Consider the following 17672-nt stretch of genomic DNA (forward strand, 5'->3'; position numbering starts at 1 on the left):
CGCCCGGTTACATTCCGAACCCGGAAGCTAAGCCTTACAGCGCCGATGGTACTGCAGGGGGGACCCTGTGGGAGAGTAGGACGCCGCCGAACAATCATTGAAAGGGTTGGGCCCTGAACTTCGGTTCGGGGTCCAACCCTTTTTTGTTTTTCGTCACTTGGAGTTCAGGTTCCGCTCCCAGCATCCAAGGCATGGGTACTGCAGCAATGCTCAGGGCCGCAGGCGTCGGAGTCGGGGACGAGGTCGTCGTGCCGGCCTTCGGGAATGTCGAAGTGGCCGAGGCGGTGGCCCAGGTCGGCGCCCTTCCTGTGTTCGCCGACGTGGATCCCGTGACCTACTGCCTCGATGCGGTCGCGGTCGAGGGCGCCGTAACTCCGCGGACTGTGGCCGTTGTTGTCGTGCACCGGTTCGGGCGGCCGGCGAATGTCGCTCGGTTGCACGAGGTGGGGGAGCGGCACGGGCTACTGGTTCTGCAGCAGGGCGAGACGGAGGCGCCGTACGACGAGGTCGCGCAGCGGAGGGAACGGGCCACCTATCTTGACGCGAGGTTGCGGGGGGTGCGGACGCCCGACGGTGGGGACGGGCACACCTACCAGCAGTACGTCGTGCGGGTGCCGGGGAACGGGCGGCCCGACCGCGACGCGTTCGCACGGGCACTGCGGGGGAGGGGAATCGAGTGCCGGGTGCCGGTGAGGACTCCGCTGCATCGGATGCCCGAGTTCCGGCGCTGTGTTTCGCTGCCACAGACCGAGCTGGCAGCCGACGAGACGCTCGCGCTGCCGGTCGACGCGTCGCTGACGAAGCGGGACTTGCAACGCATGGTGTCTGCCTGCAACGCACTTGGGGGACTGCTCCAACCTGCCACCTGAACGAGTTTGGGAGTACGGCTTCGTTCGGGGTATGATCTATTCCGTTGCCGCGAGGGAAACCTCGAAAAGTGACAGGCCCCTATAGCTCAGTCGGCAGAGCGTCTCCATGGTAAGGAGAAGGTCAACGGTTCGATTCCGTTTGGGGGCTCAGAAAAAATCCCCCCGCCCTGATGGGCGGGGGGATTTTCTTTGTGCCTCCCGTCAGGCCACGCGCATCGCCAGGATCGCCATGTCGTCGGACGGGGCGTCCGACGCGAAGCGTTCCACCGCGCGCATGATGCGGGCCGCGACCGCGCCGGCCGTCAGGCCCGTGCAGGTCGTGAGGACGTCGGCGAGGCCGTCGTCGCCCAGCATGCGGGTGCCCTCGCGGCGCTCCGTGACGCCGTCCGTGACGCACAGCAGGACGTCACCCGGGTCGAGGATGACCGTCTGCTCGTAGAGCTCCAGATCCTCCATGACGCCGAGGAGCGGCTGGGGTTCGGCGGCCGCCTCGACCGTGCCGTCCTGACGCAGACGCAGGGGGAGGGGGTGGCCTGCGCAGACCACCTTCAGTTCCGCGCTGCCGTCCTCCTGCGGGCGCAACTCGCCGTAGAGGAGGGTCAGGAAGCGGCTGCGGGCTCCCTCGTCGAGGATCGCGGAGTTCAGGCGCTCCAGGACCGCCGGGCCGCTGAGGCCCTCGCGCGCCAGCAGCCTCAGGGCGTGGCGGGCGAGGCCCGTCACCGCTGCCGCGTTGGGACCCGTGCCGCAGACGTCGCCGATGGCGAAGCCGTAGGCGCCGTCGCTGATCGGGAAGAGGTCGTAGAAGTCGCCGCCGACCTCGTTGCCCTCGCCGGCCGCGCGATAGATGACCTCGACCTCGACGCCGTCGATGTCGGGGAGTTCCGGGGGCAGGAGGCTGCGCTGGAGGGACTGGCTGATGGCCGTGCGCTCCGAGTACAGGCGGGCGTTGTCCAGGGCGAGGGCGGCTCGGCGGCTCAAGTCCTCGGCCAGTTCCAGGATCTCCTGGCGGAAGTGCTCGTCGGTGGGCTTGCCCAGGGTGAGCATGCCGATGACGCGGTTGCGGGCGACCAGCGGGAGGACGACGGTCTCGCCGCCCACCGCGGAGGCCGTGGCCAGGGTGGGGCCGATGCCCGACGTCACCTGGTGGGTGGGGCCGCCGGACAGACCGAGGCTGCGCATGGAGCTGCGCAGAGCCGCCTCGTGGGCCGCCTCGCCGGGGGCCGACCAGACGCGGGCGCCCGGGGTGGGGACCGGGTCGGGCGGCGCGATCTTCGAGAGCAACGACTTGATGCCGTCGATGAGTTCCTCGTCCTCGTGCAGGACGTAGGACAGGTACGGGTCGGAGGCCTGGTCGGCGATCGTGTAGACCGCGCACCAGGTGGCCAGTGTCGGGACCGTCATCTGGGCCATGAGGGCGAGGGTCTGGTCCCGGTCCAGGGTGCCGGCGAGGAGGTCGGAGGCCTCGACGAGGAAGCTGAGGGAGCCTCGGCGCAGCCGTTCCAGCTCGCCCAGACGGGCCGACTCGACGGCCAGCGCGATGCGGTCGGCGGCGAACTGCAGGCGCAGCGCTTCCTCGTTGGAGTACCTTCCGGGCGCCTCGGCCGCGACGCCGAGGGAGCCGGTGAGGCGGCCCTCGACCTTCAGCGGGACCGTGACCACCGAGCGCATGCCGGTGCCGTTCAGCAGGGGGACGGCGCCGGGGACGGCGAGGAGGTCCTCGTGGACGGCCGGCATGCGGGCCGAGCCGTAACGGCCGGGGCCCGCCTCGACGGGGACGCGTGCGAAGCGCTGGCGCGCCGACGGCAGACCGGTGGAGGCGCGGACCTCCAGCTCCGTTTCGTCGTCGGTGGCGAGCAGGAGGAACGCGGAGTCGGCGTCGAGCATGTCGCGGGCGCGTTCCACCGTGCGCTGGAGGAGGCCCTCGAGGTCGTCCGGAGCGGGCGAGCCGATGAACACCTCGAAGGGGTCGGCGCTCTGGCCGTCCGCCGTGGGAGCCGCGTCGGAGGCCGGGACGCGCGACGGCGTCTGCAGGACCGCGCGTTCGTGGTCGCGGACGAGCAGGCAGACCGTGGAGGGGTCGCCGTCGGTGTCGCGGACGCGGAGGTGGGAGGCGTACACGGGGGTCACGCGGCCGTTCGCGCCGCGGATGCCGTAACTGCCCTCCCAGCGGGAGAGTTGGAGCGCCTCGGCGATGCCGGTGCTGGTGCCGGGGGTGTGCGGCCAGGCGGCGAGGTCGGTGAGGGGTTTTCCGGTGACCTGGTCGGCCGGGTAGCCGAAGAGATCCTCGGCGTCCTCGTTCCAGGCGGAGATGGCGCCCGTGGGGTCGATCTGGACCACGGCGACGCGGACACGGCCGTCGGCGAGCGGAAGCAGGTTGGCGGGGAGGGACGGGCCGGCCGTCCGGGTGCCGACCGGGCGCTCGGGGAGGGCGAGCTGGAACCAGACGTTCTTGTGCGTGGGCGTGTAGTCGACGCCCCAGCGGCCGGCGATCGCCGCGCACAGCTGGAGGCCGCGGCCGCCCTCGCGGTCCGGGCTGCCCATGGAGGCCGGGGAGCCCTGGAGGGGGATCTCGCGCTCGGGATAGCGGTCGGCGACCTCGATGCGTACGCCGTCGTCGGTGCGCAGGCACAGGACGTCGGCGTGGGTGCCCGCGTGGACGACGGCGTTGGTCACCAGTTCGCTGGTGAGGACGACGGCGTCGTCGACGATGTCGGCGAACCCCCAGCCCTGGAGGGTGTCGCGGACGAAGGAGCGGGCGGTCGCGACCGATCGCCCGACGGGCTCGAAGCTGGCGGCCGCGCGCGCGGTGATCACAGAACTCCTCGGCCGGTTGTCGACGTGCAGGGCTCCCCGGCCGTCCTGCTCGCGCCGCTGCTGCGGCAGCGTGCCCGCGGGCCGGGGTTCCGGGGGCTGTCCCCCCGGGATCAGTCCGGTGGTCATGTGTGCGGCCGCCCTCCGATGCCCGCTCGTGCTTGTGCCACCGCCCAGACCGGACGGACCGGTGCGGCTGGACAGCCGCATGCAAGGTTACTTACCTTCCCCGTCCGTGCGGATGCCGGTCAGCGGTCTTTCCGCCCCCGGTGTGTGCGGACCGTGTGTGCGTGCTGCCGAACTGTTATGGCCTGGTTCGGCGAGAGTGAAACACTGGGCAGCCTTCTTGTGAAGGTCGGGCAGACTGGGTGTCTTCTGTGTACGGAGGGCAGCAGCCCCTTGGGCCTGCCTGGTTTCATCGGGCAGTAGGACGGACGACCCCTGCGGGAGGGACCAAGTGGAGTCTGGCGCAGCGACGCGGAGCACGAAGGCGCGCGCGAAAGGCGGACAGTCCCTGAACAGGCAGCGCACCCCCCGGGGAGGGACCACCACCGTGGACACGGCGGCTCTCAACCGTCTGCTGGCCGCCCTGGTGTCCATGCGGGACGGCAACTTCCGCAAGCGGCTCACGGTGTCCGGGGACGGCGTGATGTCGGAGATCGCGGCGGTCTTCAACGAGGTCGCCGACCGGAATCTCCACCTGACGGGTGAGCTGTCGAGGGTGCGGCGCATGGTCGGGCGTGAGGGAAAGCTCACGGAACGGCTGGAGACGGGGGCCTGCGAGGGGTCCTGGGCGACCGCCATCGACAACTCGAACGCGCTGGTGGACGACCTCGTGCGGCCGGTGTCCGAGGTCGGGCGGGTGCTGTCGGCCGTCGCTGAGGGCGACCTGTCGCCGCGCATGGAGCTGCGCACGCACACGCCGGAGGGGACCGGGCATCCGCTGCGCGGGGAGTTCCTGAAGGTCGGCCGCACGGTGAACAACCTCGTCGACCAGCTGTCGACGTTCACGGACGAGGTCACGCGCGTGGCCAGCGAGGTGGGCACCGAGGGCAAGCTGGGCGGTCAGGCCCAGGTGCGCGGTATGTCGGGTTCGTGGAAGGACCTCACGGAGTCCGTCAACACGATGGCGGAGCGGCTGACGGCCCAGGTGCGGGACATCGCGCTGGTGACGACCGCGGTGGCCAAGGGCGACCTGTCGCGCAAGGTCACCGTCCACGTCGAGGGCGAGATGCTGGAGCTGAAGAACACCGTCAACACGATGGTCGACCAGCTCTCCGCCTTCTCGTCCGAGGTGACGCGTGTGGCCCGCGAGGTGGGCACGGAGGGCATCCTGGGCGGCCAGGCGCAGGTCTCCGGCGTCGACGGTGTGTGGAAAGAACTCACCGATTCTGTGAACACCATGGCCGGGAACCTCACGGCTCAGGTGCGCGGGGTCTCCGAGGTGATGACCGCGGTCGCCAACGGTGATCTGTCGCGGAAGGTGACCGTGCCGGCGCGCGGTGAGGTCGCGCAGCTCGCCGAGACGATCAACCAGATGACCGAGACGCTGCGGATCTTCGCGGACGAGGTCACGCGGGTGGCCAACGAGGTCGGTGGCGAGGGACGGCTGGGCGGTCAGGCGAACGTGCCGGGCGCGGCGGGGACGTGGAAGGACCTGACGGACTCCGTCAACACCGTGTTCCGGAACCTCACCACCCAGGTGCGGGACATCGCGGCGGTGACGACGGCGGTGGCCAACGGTGATCTGTCGCAGAAGGTCACGGTGGACGTGGCCGGCGAGATGCTGGAGCTGAAGAACACCGTCAACGGGATGGTGGACCAGCTGTCGGCGTTCGGCGCCGAGGTCACGCGGGTGGCGCGGGAGATCGGTGTCGAGGGTGAACTGGGCGGCCAGGCGCAGGTGTCCGGCGCGGCGGGGACGTGGAAGGACCTGACGGACTCCGTCAACACGGCGTTCCGGAATCTCACCGGACAGGTGAGGAACATCGCCCAGGTCACCACGGCCGTGGCCAACGGTGACCTGTCGCAGAAGGTCACCGTCGACGTGTCCGGCGAGATGGCGCAGCTGAAGAACACCGTGAACACGATGGTGGACCAGCTGTCGTCCTTCGCCGACCAGGTCACGCGGATGGCCCGGGACGTGGGTACGGAAGGGCGGCTGGGCGGTCAGGCGCGCGTGGACGGCGTGTCGGGTACGTGGAAGGAACTGACCGACTCCGTCAACTTCATGGCCGGCAACCTCACCTCCCAGGTGAGGCAGATCGCCCAGGTGACGACGGCGGTCGCCCGGGGTGACCTGTCGCAGAAGATCGACGTCGACGCGCGCGGGGAGATCCTCGAGCTGAAGAACACCATCAACACGATGGTCGACCAGCTCTCCGCCTTCGCCGACCAGGTGACCCGGGTCGCGCGCGAGGTGGGTACCGACGGGCGGCTGGGCGGGCAGGCGCAGGTGCCCGGTGTCGCGGGTGTGTGGCGGGACCTGACGGACTCGGTGAACGGCATGGCCGGCAACCTCACCGCCCAGGTGCGCAACATCGCGCAGGTGGCCACCGCCGTGGCCCGCGGTGACCTGTCCCAGAAGATCACCGTGGACGCGCGCGGGGAGATCCTGGAGCTGAAGAACACGCTGAACACGATGGTGGACCAGCTGTCGTCGTTCGCCCAGGAGGTCACGCGTGTGGCCCGTGAGGTGGGTACGGAGGGCATCCTCGGTGGTCAGGCCGAGGTGCAGGGTGTCTCGGGCACCTGGAAGGACCTCACGCAGTCCGTGAACTTCATGGCGAACAACCTGACCATCCAGGTCCGCAACATCGCCGAGGTCACCACCGCGGTCGCCAAGGGCGACCTGTCGAAGAAGATCACCGTCGACGCCAAGGGCGAGATCCTCGAGCTCGTCACGACGGTCAACACGATGGTGGACCAGCTGTCGTCCTTCGCCGAGCAGGTGACCCGCGTGGCCCGCGAGGTGGGCACCGAGGGCATCCTGGGCGGCCAGGCGCACGTGCCCGGCGTGGTGGGCATCTGGAAGGACCTGAGCGACAACGTCAACCTGATGGCGAAGAACCTCACCGTTCAGGTGCGGAACATCTCCCAGGTTGCCGCTGCCGTGGCCAACGGAGACCTGACGCGGACGGTGACGATCGAGGCGCGCGGCGAGGTCGCGCAGCTCGCGGACACCTTCAACACGATGGTGAAGACGCTGAGTTCGTTCGCCGACCAGGTCACCAAGGTGGCCCGTGAGGTGGGTACGGACGGGATCCTGGGCGGTCAGGCGCACGTGCCGGGTGTGGCGGGTACGTGGAAGGACCTCACCGAGTCGGTGAACCAGATGGCGTCCAACCTGACCGGCCAGGTGCGCAACATCGCCATGGTCACGACGGCCATCGCCAAGGGCGACCTGACGAAGAAGATCGACATCGACGCGCGCGGGGAGATCCTCGAGCTGAAGACGACCATCAACACGATGGTCGACCAGCTGTCGTCCTTCGCCGAGGAGGTCACCCGGGTCGCCCGCGAGGTGGGTACCGAGGGGCAGCTCGGAGGGCAGGCACGCGTGCGGGACGTCGACGGCACGTGGCGCGACCTCACCGAGTCGGTGAACGAGATGGCCGGGAACCTCACCCGGCAGGTGCGTGCCATCGCGCGCGTGGCGACCGCGGTGACCCGGGGCGACCTGAACCTGAAGATCGACGTGGACGCGTCCGGGGAGATCCAGGAACTCCAGGACTACATCAACAAGATGATCGCCAACCTGCGCGACACCACGATCGCAAACAAGGAGCAGGACTGGCTCAAGGGCAACCTCGCGCGCGTGTCCGCGCTGATGCAGGGCCGGCGGGACCTGGAGGACGTGGCCTCGCTGATCATGAGCGAGCTGCCGCCGCTGGTGGCCGCGCAGCACGGCGCGTTCTTCCTGGCGATGCCGCCGGCGGACGGGGCGAGCGAGCAGGGCGACCAGTACGAGCTGCGGATGCTGGGCTCGTACGGCTACTCGATGGGGTCCATGCCGACGTCGTTCCGGCCGGGTGAGGCGCTCGTCGGGACGGCCGCGGAGGAGAAGCGAACGATCCTCGTCTCGAACGCCCCGAGCGGTTACCTGAAGATCTCGTCCGGGCTCGGCGAGGCGCCGCCCGCGCAGGTGATCGTGCTGCCGGTGCTGTTCGAGGGCAAGGTGCTCGGCGTGATCGAGCTGGCGTCCTTCACGCCGTTCACACAGATCCAGAAGGACTTCCTGAACCAGCTGGCCGAGATGATCGCGACCAGCGTCAACACGATCTCCGTCAACACCAAGACGGAGCAGCTGCTGAAGCAGTCGCAGGAGCTGACCGAGCAACTGCGGGAGCGGTCGGCCGAGCTGGAGCAGCGGCAGAAGGCCCTCCAGGCGTCCAACGCGGAGCTGGAGGAGAAGGCCGAGCTGCTGGCCCGGCAGAACCGCGACATCGAGGTGAAGAACACCGAGATCGAGGAGGCGCGGCAGGTCCTGGAGGAGCGCGCCGAGCAGCTCGCGGTGTCGATGCGCTACAAGAGCGAGTTCCTCGCCAACATGTCGCACGAGCTGCGGACGCCGCTCAACTCGCTGCTGATCCTGGCCAAGCTGCTCGCCGACAACGCGGAGGGCAACCTCTCCCCGAAGCAGGTCGAGTTCGCCGAGACCATCCACGGCGCCGGGTCGGACCTGCTCCAGCTGATCAACGACATCCTCGACCTGTCGAAGGTCGAGGCGGGCAAGATGGACGTCTCCCCGACGCGCATCGCGCTCGTCCAGCTCGTGGACTACGTGGAGGCCACCTTCCGGCCGCTGACCGCGGAGAAGGGCCTCGACCTGTCGGTGCGGGTCTCGCCGGAGCTGCCCGCGACCCTGCACACCGACGAACAGCGGCTGCTGCAGGTGCTGCGCAACCTGCTGTCCAACGCGGTGAAGTTCACCGACTCCGGCTCGGTGGAGCTGGTGATCCGGCCCGCCGGGGCGGATGTGCCGGTGGCGATCCGGGAGCAGTTGCTGGAGGCGGGTTCGCTGAGCGACGCGGACGCTCCGCTGATCGCGTTCTCCGTGACCGACACCGGCATCGGGATCGCGGCCAGCAAGATGCGGGTGATCTTCGAGGCGTTCAAGCAGGCGGACGGCACCACCAGCCGCAAGTACGGCGGTACGGGCCTGGGGCTGTCCATCTCGCGGGAGATCGCACAGCTGCTCGGCGGTGAGATCCACGCGCAGAGCGAGCCGGGGCGTGGCTCGACGTTCACGCTGTACCTGCCGCTGCACCCCAGTGAGCTGCCGCCGCAGGGCTACCAGCAGCTGGTGCCCGCGCTGGAGGCCGGTGACCTGGTGGCGTCCGAGAACGCCGCGCGCGAACTGTCGGAGCTGTCCGACGTGGAGATCGAGACGCCCGCCGAGGTGAAGTCGTACCAGGAGACGCAGAACGGCGCGGCCGCGCTCTTCCGGCGCCGGCGCCGCTCGGTGGCCGGTGGGGAGCCGCAGGTCGGGCATCCGGAGCAGTGGGCGCCCGTGGGGCACGAGGCGGCCGCGCGGCAGCGGGGCTTCCGGTTCGGCGGCGAGAAGGTGCTCATCGTCGACGACGACATCCGTAACGTGTTCGCGTTGACCAGCGTCCTGGAGCAGCACGGGCTGTCGGTGCTGTACGCGGAGAACGGCCGTGAGGGCATCGAGGTGCTGGAGCAGCACGACGACGTGGCGGTCGTCCTGATGGACATCATGATGCCCGAGATGGACGGGTACGCGACGACGACGGCGATCCGCCGGATGCCGCAGTTCTCCGGGCTGCCGATCATCGCGCTGACCGCGAAGGCGATGAAGGGCGACCGGGAGAAGGCGATCGAGTCGGGCGCCTCCGACTACGTGACCAAGCCGGTCGATCCGGATCACCTGCTGGCGGTGATGGAGCAGTGGATGCGGGAGGAGTGACGGGAACCATCCCAGGACGCGGGAAGTTGCTGACTCAGGGTGGTCGTGGCCGTGTATCGAGGCGGGATCCGGGGAACCTTCTGGTCTCATGCCACGTTCCTGCTACGTGCACAGTGACATCACGGTGACAGGGTGTGGCGAAGGTCGGGGTGCGGCTACCATGACCGGCACAAGGAAGGGCGGCGCAAAGGAGTCGTCCCCAGGGGCGGCGCCCGGTGCACTGCCGGGGCGAGGAGGGCGGGCCATGGTGCAGAAGGCCAAGATCCTCCTGGTCGATGACCGGCCGGAGAATCTGCTGGCGCTGGAGGCGATCCTCTCGGCGCTCGATCAGACGCTGGTGCGGGCATCGTCCGGGGAAGAGGCGCTCAAAGCACTGCTGACGGACGACTTCGCGGTCATTCTGCTGGACGTCCAGATGCCGGGAATGGACGGTTTCGAGACGGCCGCCCACATCAAGCGGCGGGAGCGGACGCGGGACATCCCGATCATCTTCCTCACCGCGATCAACCACGGCCCGCACCACACCTTCCGTGGGTACGCGGCGGGTGCGGTGGACTACATCTCCAAGCCGTTCGACCCGTGGGTGCTGCGTGCGAAGGTCTCGGTCTTCGTCGAGCTGTACATGAAGAACTGCCAGCTCCGTGAGCAGGCGGCCCTGCTGCGGCTGCAGTTGGAGGGCGGTGGCGGCAAGGCGGCGGCCGGTGGCGGCGCCAAGGAGTCGGCCGGGCTGCTCGCCGAACTGTCCGCGCGGCTGGCGGCCGTCGAGGAGCAGGCGGAGGCGCTGTCCAAGCAGCTCGACGACGAGTCGGCGGACGCGGCCGCGGTGGCCACGGCGGCGCACCTGGAGCGCAAGCTCACCGGTCTGCGCCGGGCGCTGGACGCGCTGGAGCCCGGCGCCGGAAGCGGCCCGGCCTCGGTGTCGTCGCAGAACTGACGCGTCCGGTGGGGGTGTTGGGCGTGAGCGGCCGTCAGCCGCAGGCGTGCGAGCGGCGGTCATGGGTGCCGGCGGCGTGGTCGGGTCGGTGCGCATGGCGTCCACACATGAGCGTGGGTCAGCCGCCGCGGGGGGCACGTCAGTTCCGCGCCTCCGGGAGGGCGACACGAACGGGTGAAGCAGTGGGCACGCGTGTCCACCGGTGTCTCCCCCGGTAACCTCACACCTATGGCCTCACGTCCCTCCGCAGCCAAGAAGCAGCCCGCCAAGAAGGCTGCTGCTCCCGCGAAGGTTCCGGCGAAGAAGGCCGCCGCGAAAAAGACCGCGGCGAAGAAGGCGCCCGCCAAGAAGGTCGCGGCCAAGAAGCCCGTGCCCAAACCGGCGCCCAGCCCCACCGGGGGCGTGTACCGCCTCGTGCGCGCCGTCTGGCTGGGCCTGGCCCACGCCGTGGGCGCGGTGTTCCGCGGCATAGGGAACGGCGCCAAGAACCTCGACCCCGCTCACCGCAAGGACGGTGTCGCGCTGCTGCTGCTCGGCATCGCGCTGATCGTCGCCGCGGGCACCTGGGCCGACCTGCGCGGCCCCGTCGGTGACCTCGTCGAGATCCTGGTGACCGGCTCCTTCGGCCGGCTCGACCTGCTTGTGCCGATCCTGGCCGCGGTCATCGCCGTGCGTTTCATCCGGCACCCCGAGAAGCCCGAGGCCAACGGCCGCATCGTGATCGGGCTGTCCGCGCTCGTCATCGGCGTGCTCGGCCAGGTCCACATCGCGTGCGGCTCGCCCGCCCGCAGCGACGGCATGCAGGCGATAAGGGACGCCGGCGGCCTCATCGGCTGGAGCGCGGCGACCCCGCTGACCTACGCCATGGGCGAGGTCCTCGCCGTACCGCTGCTCGTGCTGCTCACGATCTTCGGACTGCTGGTCGTCACGGCGACGCCCGTCAACGCCGTCCCGCAGCGGCTGCGGCAGCTCGGGGTGCGCCTCGGCGTGCTGCGCGATCCCGGGGCCGACGCGTACGAGGGGGCTCCGGACGACGACGCGCGCTACGACGAACAGTGGCGCGAGGGCCTGGCCGCGCGCCCCCGCCGGCGCTCGGGCGCCCCGCAGGCGTACGACGCCGACACCGCCGAGCAGGAAGCCCTTTCGCAGCGGCGCGGCCGGCCCCGGCGCTCGGCGGTGCCGCAGCCCGCGATGGACCGGCAGATGGACGCCGTGGACATCGCCGCCGCCGCGGCGGCGGACCTCGACGGAGCCGTGCTGCACGGCATGCCGCCCTCGCCGATCGTCGCCGACCTCACGCAGGGCGTCAGCGTGGGCGACCGCGAGCCCACCACGCCGACGCCCGTCCCGGCCCCGGCCGGGCGCCCCAAGCAGGAGAAGCCGAAGACCGGGGCGGTGCCCGACCTGACCAAGGCCGCCCCCGAGGAACCCCGCGATCTGCCGCCCCGCGCCGAGCAGCTCCAGCTCTCCGGCGACATCACCTACGCCCTGCCCTCCCTCGACCTCCTCACGCGCGGGGGCCCCGGCAAGGCGCGCAGCGCGGCCAACGACGCCGTCGTCGCCGCGCTGACGAACGTCTTCACCGAGTTCAAGGTGGACGCCGCCGTCACCGGCTTCACCCGCGGTCCGACGGTCACGCGCTACGAGGTCGAGCTCGGCCCCGCGGTGAAGGTCGAGCGGATCACCGCGCTGACGAAGAACATCGCGTACGCCGTCGCCAGCCCCGACGTGCGGATCATCAGCCCGATCCCCGGCAAGTCGGCGGTCGGCATCGAGATCCCCAACACCGACCGGGAGATGGTCAACCTCGGCGACGTGCTCCGTCTCGCGGAGTCCGCGGAGGACGACGACCCGATGCTGGTCGCCTTCGGCAAGGACGTCGAGGGCGGGTACGTCATGCACTCGCTGGCGAAGATGCCGCACATGCTGGTCGCCGGCGCCACCGGCTCCGGCAAGTCGTCGTGCATCAACTGCCTGATCACCTCGGTGATGATGCGGGCGACCCCCGAGGACGTCCGGATGATCCTGGTCGACCCCAAGCGCGTCGAGCTGACCGCCTACGAGGGCATCCCGCACCTGATCACGCCGATCATCACCAACCCCAAGCGGGCCGCCGAGGCGCTCCAGTGGGTCGTCCGGGAGATGGACCTCCGGTACGACGACCTGGCGGCGTACGGGTACCGGCACATCGACGACTTCAACCGAGCCGTGCGCGAGGGCAAGGTCAAGCCGCCCGAGGGCAGCGAGCGCGAGCTCCAGCCGTACCCGTACCTGCTGGTGATCGTCGACGAGCTGGCCGACCTGATGATGGTGGCGCCGCGGGACGTCGAGGACGCCATCGTGCGGATCACGCAGCTCGCGCGCGCGGCCGGCATCCACCTGGTGCTCGCCACGCAGCGCCCGTCCGTCGACGTCGTCACCGGTCTGATCAAGGCGAACGTGCCCTCGCGGCTGGCGTTCGCCACATCGTCGCTGGCGGACTCGAGGGTCATCCTCGACCAGCCCGGTGCCGAGAAGCTGATCGGCAAGGGTGACGGACTGTTCCTTCCGATGGGAGCGAACAAACCGACCCGTATGCAGGGCGCGTTCGTGACCGAGGCGGAGGTCGCCGCTGTCGTCCAGCACTGCAAGGACCAGATGGCGCCCGTCTTCCGGGACGACGTCACCGTGGGCACCAAGCAGAAGAAGGAGATCGACGAGGACATCGGCGACGACCTCGACCTGTTGTGCCAGGCGGCGGAACTGGTGGTGTCCACGCAATTCGGGTCGACCTCCATGCTCCAGCGCAAGCTCCGTGTCGGCTTCGCCAAGGCCGGTCGGCTGATGGACCTCATGGAGTCGCGGAACATCGTCGGGCCGAGCGAGGGGTCCAAAGCGCGTGACGTTCTTGTGAAACCCGACGAGTTGGACGGCGTGCTCGCGGTGATCCGCGGGGAGGCTGAAGGGTAGGCGTTTCTCCGTGGGGACGGCGGGCGTCCGTGACTCACCCGTTAGAGAGCGGCGGGCAACCGTTTCCCTTCGGCATACGTCAAGTTGAGCGAGAGGACAGGTGCGGGTCCCAACCTGGGACGCGCGCCGGTCCCGTCATTGGAGTGTCCGGTCCATTCCGATGGCGTACAGACACCACCGTCCGGTTGCCCCTCCCTTTTGCACCCCCCCTAGACTGATCCTCCAGCACAGGTGGCTACACGCTCGAAAGGCGCCCCCGTGTCCATCGGCAACTCCCCTGAAGACGAGCGTCCGTTCGAAGACGTCTCCGAGGAAGCCCGCCCCTCCATCGGCCGCGTCCTGCAGCAGGCGCGCATCGCGGCCGGGTTGACCGTCGACGATGTCAGTACCGCCACCCGAGTCCGTATCGCCATCGTGCACGCCATCGAGGCGGACGACTTCGCCCCCTGCGGCGGGGACGTCTACGCGCGCGGGCACATCCGGACCCTGGCCAGGGCCGTCCACCTCGACCCCGCCCCGCTGATCGAGCAGTACGACGCCGCCCACGGCGGCCGCCCGGCGCCGACGCCGGCCGCACCCCTGTTCGAGGCGGAACGCATCCGGCCCGAGCGGCGCGGTCCGAACTGGACGGCTGCCATGGTCGCCGCGATCGTCGCCGTGATCGGCTTCGTCGGCTTCACCGCGTTCAAGGGCGGCGACGAGGGGACGCAGGACGTCGCGGACGGCACCACCCCGACCACCAGTGCGCCCGCCACACCCACCCCGAAGAGCGACAAGACCGTCGACGAGACGCCCGAGCCCTCCGACAGCGCCATCGCCGCCGCGCCGCAGGACAAGGTGACCGTCCAGGTCAGCGCCGTCGACGGCAAGAGCTGGATCTCGGCCAAGGACCACAACGGCCGGCTGCTCTTCGACGGGCTGCTCAAGCAGGGCGACTCCGAGACCTTCCAGGACAGCGAGAAGATCAACCTCGTCCTCGGCGACGCGGGCGCGATCCAGCTCTACGTCAACGGCAAGAAGATCGAGGACGACTGGCAGCCGGGGGCCGTGGAGCGGCTGACGTACACGAAGGGCGATCCGCAGGCCGGGTAGCGGGACCGGCGGGGCGTGCCGTCGGGCGGACGGGGTCGGCGAGGATCGCCGGCCCCGTCGGCGTACGGGCGCGAACCTCTGCGGCACGACCCCTGCCTCTGTGGCACAGGCCGCGCACCTCTGCGGCGCGAGACCGTGCACCTCTGTGGCAGGAAGGCGCCTTTGCGGCCGAAGGCCGTCGGCCCCGTCGGCTGCAAGATCGCCAACCCGTCGACCGGGGCTGTCGGTGAGACAAAGTAGTCTTGAGCCCATGCCTGAACGCCGTACCGTCGCACTCGTCACCCTTGGCTGCGCCCGTAACGAGGTGGACTCGGAGGAGCTCGCAGGCCGTTTGGAGGCGGACGGCTGGCAGCTCGTGGAGGACGCCCAGGACGCGGACGTCGCCGTCGTCAACACCTGTGGATTCGTCGACGCCGCCAAGAAGGACTCGGTGGACGCCCTCCTGGAGGCCAACGACCTCAAGGGGCACGGCAGAACCCAGGCCGTCGTGGCGGTGGGCTGCATGGCCGAGCGGTACGGCAAGGATCTCGCCGAGGCCCTCCCGGAGGCCGACGGCGTGCTCGGCTTCGACGACTACGCCGACATCTCCGACCGCCTGCAGACCATTCTGTCCGGCGGCGTCCACGCGTCCCACACCCCGCGCGACCGGCGCAAGCTGCTGCCGATCAGCCCGGCGGAGCGGCAGCAGTCGGCCGCCGACGTGGCGCTGCCCGGGCACGGCCCGGCGGACCTCCCGGACGGTCTCGCGCCCGCGTCCGGCCCCCGAGCGCCCCTGCGCCGCCGCCTCGACGGCGCCCCGGTCGCCTCGGTCAAGCTCGCCTCCGGCTGCGACCGCCGCTGCACCTTCTGCGCCATCCCGTCCTTCCGCGGCTCCTTCATCTCCCGCCGTCCGAGCGACGTGCTGAACGAGACGCGATGGCTGGCCGAGCAGGGCGTCAAGGAGATCATGCTGGTCTCCGAGAACAACACCTCCTACGGCAAGGACCTCGGCGACATCCGGCTCCTTGAGTCGCTGCTGCCCGAGCTGGCCGAGGTCGACGGCATCGAGCGGGTGCGCGTCAGCTACCTCCAGCCGGCCGAGATGCGGCCCGGCCTGATCGACGTGCTGACCTCGACCCCGAAGGTCGCCCCCTACTTCGATCTGTCCTTCCAGCACTCCGCGCCCGACGTGCTGCGCGCGATGCGCCGCTTCGGCGACACCGACCGCTTCCTGGAACTGCTCGACACCATCCGGAGCAAGGCGCCCGAGGCGGGTGTGCGCTCCAACTTCATCGTCGGTTTCCCCGGCGAGTCCGAGGCCGACCTGGCCGAGCTGGAGCGGTTCCTCAGTCACGCGCGGCTGGACGCCATCGGCGTCTTCGGCTACTCCGACGAGGAGGGCACCGAGGCCGCGACGTACGAGAACAAGCTGGACGAGGACGTCGTCGCGGAGCGGCTCGCGCGGGTCTCCCGGCTCGCGGAGGAGCTCGTCTCGCAGCGTGCCGAGGAGCGCCTCGGGGAGACCGTGCGCGTGCTCGTGGAGTCGGTGGACGACGAGGGCGTCCACGGCCGCGGTGCGCACCAGGCGCCGGAGACGGACGGCCAGGTGCTGCTCACGTCGGGCGAAGGTCTGAGTGTCGGTCGTATGGTCGAAGCGAAGGTGGTCGGCACGGAAGGCGTCGACCTGGTGGCCGAGCCCCTGCCGGGCTCGAACGGGTGTAGTGAGGAGGCGGGCAGATGACGGGTGTCCCGGCATCGGCCGCGGGCGGCTCCTCCCAGGCGAAGGGTGCCACGGCCGCGTCGGGCGCGTCTGCCCCCGACGACTCCCCGGGCGTCGGCAAGGCTCCCCGGGGCGGCAAACTGGCGGCCGCGGCCGTCAACCAGGCGAGCGTCTGGAACGTCGCCAATCTGCTGACGATGCTCCGGCTGCTCCTGGTGCCCGGCTTCGTCGCGCTGATGCTGGCGGACGGCGGCTACGACCCGGCGTGGCGTTCGCTCGCCTGGGCGGCCTTCGCCGTCGCCATGATCACCGACCTGTTCGACGGGCACCTGGCGCGGACGTACAACCTCGTCACCGACTTCGGGAAGATCGCCGACCCCATCGCCGACAAGGCGATCATGGGCGCGGCCCTCATCTGCCTCTCCGCGCTCGGCGACCTGCCGTGGTGGGTGACGGCCGTGATCCTCGGCCGGGAACTCGGGATCACGCTGCTGCGTTTCATCGTCATCCGGTACGGCGTCATCCCGGCGAGCCGGGGCGGCAAACTCAAGACGCTCACCCAGGGCGTGGCCGTCGGGATGTACATCCTGGCGCTGACGGGGTGGCTGGCCACCCTGAGGTTCTGGGTGATGGCCGCCGCGGTCGTGCTGACTGTGGTGACCGGGCTCGACTATGTGAGACAGGCCATTGTGCTGCGCAGGCGGGGAATCGCCGAGCGCAAGGCCGTGCCGGAGGAGACCGGAGCGTGACGTCCACAGCCGCCGACGTGGTGCGACTACTCACCGTGAGGGGTGAGACGCTCGCCGTCGCCGAGTCGCTCACCGGTGGGCTGGTCGCGGCGGAGATCACATCGGTCCCCGGGGCGTCCAAAGCCTTCCGCGGTGCGGTCACGGCTTACGCGACCGGACTGAAGCAGGAACTGCTCGGTGTCGATCCGGGCCTGCTGGCTACTCGGGGCGCCGTGGACCCGCAGGTCGCGGCCCAGATGGCGGTCGGCGTGCGCAAGGCGCTCGGTGCCGACTGGGGCATCGCAACGACCGGTGTCGCGGGCCCCGACCCCCAGGACGGACAGCCCGTCGGGACGGTCTTCGTGGCCGTGGACGGGCCGTTCGCGACGGACTCCGGTTCCGCCTCTGGCGGAAAAGTGGAGGCCCTGCGGTTGAACGGCGACCGCGCGGAAATTCGTAGAGAGAGTGTACGGAGCGTACTCGCAGTGCTTTTGAAGGAGCTTGCGGGCGAACAGACCGGGAATGAGCGGGCACAGGATACGGAACAGAACGGGGGGTTTTGATGTTTGCAGCCCTGAGTGAACACGACATCGCTCCCCGCACGGCCGCAGCGCTAGGCGGTACGGTGGGGCGAGAAGGATGCGGCTACGCGGTCCGAGGA

At 70.0% G+C, this 17672-nt stretch carries 9 protein-coding genes, 1 tRNA gene and 1 rRNA gene; 10 read left to right on the plus strand and 1 reads right to left on the minus strand.

Features of this window, described 5'->3' with window-relative positions:
* The 3 genes from rrf to ACIHAR_RS25155 form a co-directional block, all read left to right on the plus strand.
* A 5S ribosomal RNA gene (gene rrf / locus ACIHAR_RS25145) occupies positions 1–92 on the plus strand; the annotation flags it as partial.
* Positions 93–206: 114 nt separating this feature from the next.
* Positions 207–869, plus strand: coding sequence for a DegT/DnrJ/EryC1/StrS family aminotransferase (locus tag ACIHAR_RS25150; RefSeq protein WP_400022137.1), 663 nt, complete (start codon positions 207–209; stop codon positions 867–869).
* Between the two features lie 75 nt (positions 870–944).
* Positions 945–1017: transfer RNA gene (locus ACIHAR_RS25155), tRNA-Thr, on the plus strand.
* A gap of 53 nt (positions 1018–1070) precedes the next feature.
* Here the strand turns inward: ACIHAR_RS25155 and ACIHAR_RS25160 are convergent.
* Entirely contained in the window at positions 1071–3809 is a 2739-nt protein-coding gene (locus ACIHAR_RS25160) for a SpoIIE family protein phosphatase (protein WP_400021987.1), read from the minus strand.
* A 328-nt stretch (positions 3810–4137) separates the two neighbouring features.
* Here ACIHAR_RS25160 and ACIHAR_RS25165 point away from each other — a divergent pair, with 328 nt between their 5' ends.
* From ACIHAR_RS25165 to ACIHAR_RS25195, 7 genes are all read left to right on the plus strand, one after another.
* Positions 4138–9609 (plus strand): HAMP domain-containing protein, encoded by a 5472-nt coding sequence (locus tag ACIHAR_RS25165; protein WP_365459038.1) that lies wholly within the window; start codon positions 4138–4140, stop codon positions 9607–9609.
* A gap of 244 nt (positions 9610–9853) precedes the next feature.
* Positions 9854–10543: a response regulator gene (locus ACIHAR_RS25170; RefSeq protein WP_365459035.1), complete on the plus strand. Its 690-nt coding sequence runs from the start codon at positions 9854–9856 to the stop codon at positions 10541–10543.
* Between the two features lie 228 nt (positions 10544–10771).
* Positions 10772–13492 (plus strand): DNA translocase FtsK, encoded by a 2721-nt coding sequence (locus tag ACIHAR_RS25175; protein ID WP_365459032.1) that lies wholly within the window; start codon positions 10772–10774, stop codon positions 13490–13492.
* Between the two features lie 258 nt (positions 13493–13750).
* Positions 13751–14584, plus strand: a complete 834-nt coding sequence (locus tag ACIHAR_RS25180; protein ID WP_384656744.1) for a helix-turn-helix domain-containing protein — start codon at positions 13751–13753, stop codon at positions 14582–14584.
* Between the two features lie 250 nt (positions 14585–14834).
* Positions 14835–16304, plus strand: a complete 1470-nt coding sequence (gene rimO, locus ACIHAR_RS25185) for a 30S ribosomal protein S12 methylthiotransferase RimO (protein ID WP_365459026.1) — start codon at positions 14835–14837, stop codon at positions 16302–16304.
* Positions 16301–17032, plus strand: coding sequence for a CDP-diacylglycerol--glycerol-3-phosphate 3-phosphatidyltransferase (gene pgsA / locus ACIHAR_RS25190; protein WP_365459023.1), 732 nt, complete (start codon positions 16301–16303; stop codon positions 17030–17032). The genes rimO and pgsA overlap by 4 nt, the downstream gene beginning before the upstream one ends.
* A complete protein-coding gene (locus ACIHAR_RS25195; protein WP_400021992.1) occupies positions 17029–17574 on the plus strand; it encodes a CinA family protein in 546 nt (181 codons plus the stop codon). The genes pgsA and ACIHAR_RS25195 overlap by 4 nt, the downstream gene beginning before the upstream one ends.
* Positions 17575–17672 lie beyond the last annotated feature (98 nt).

The organism is Streptomyces sp. NPDC052016 (assembly GCF_044548445.1).
Classification (GTDB): Bacteria; Actinomycetota; Actinomycetes; order Streptomycetales; family Streptomycetaceae; genus Streptomyces.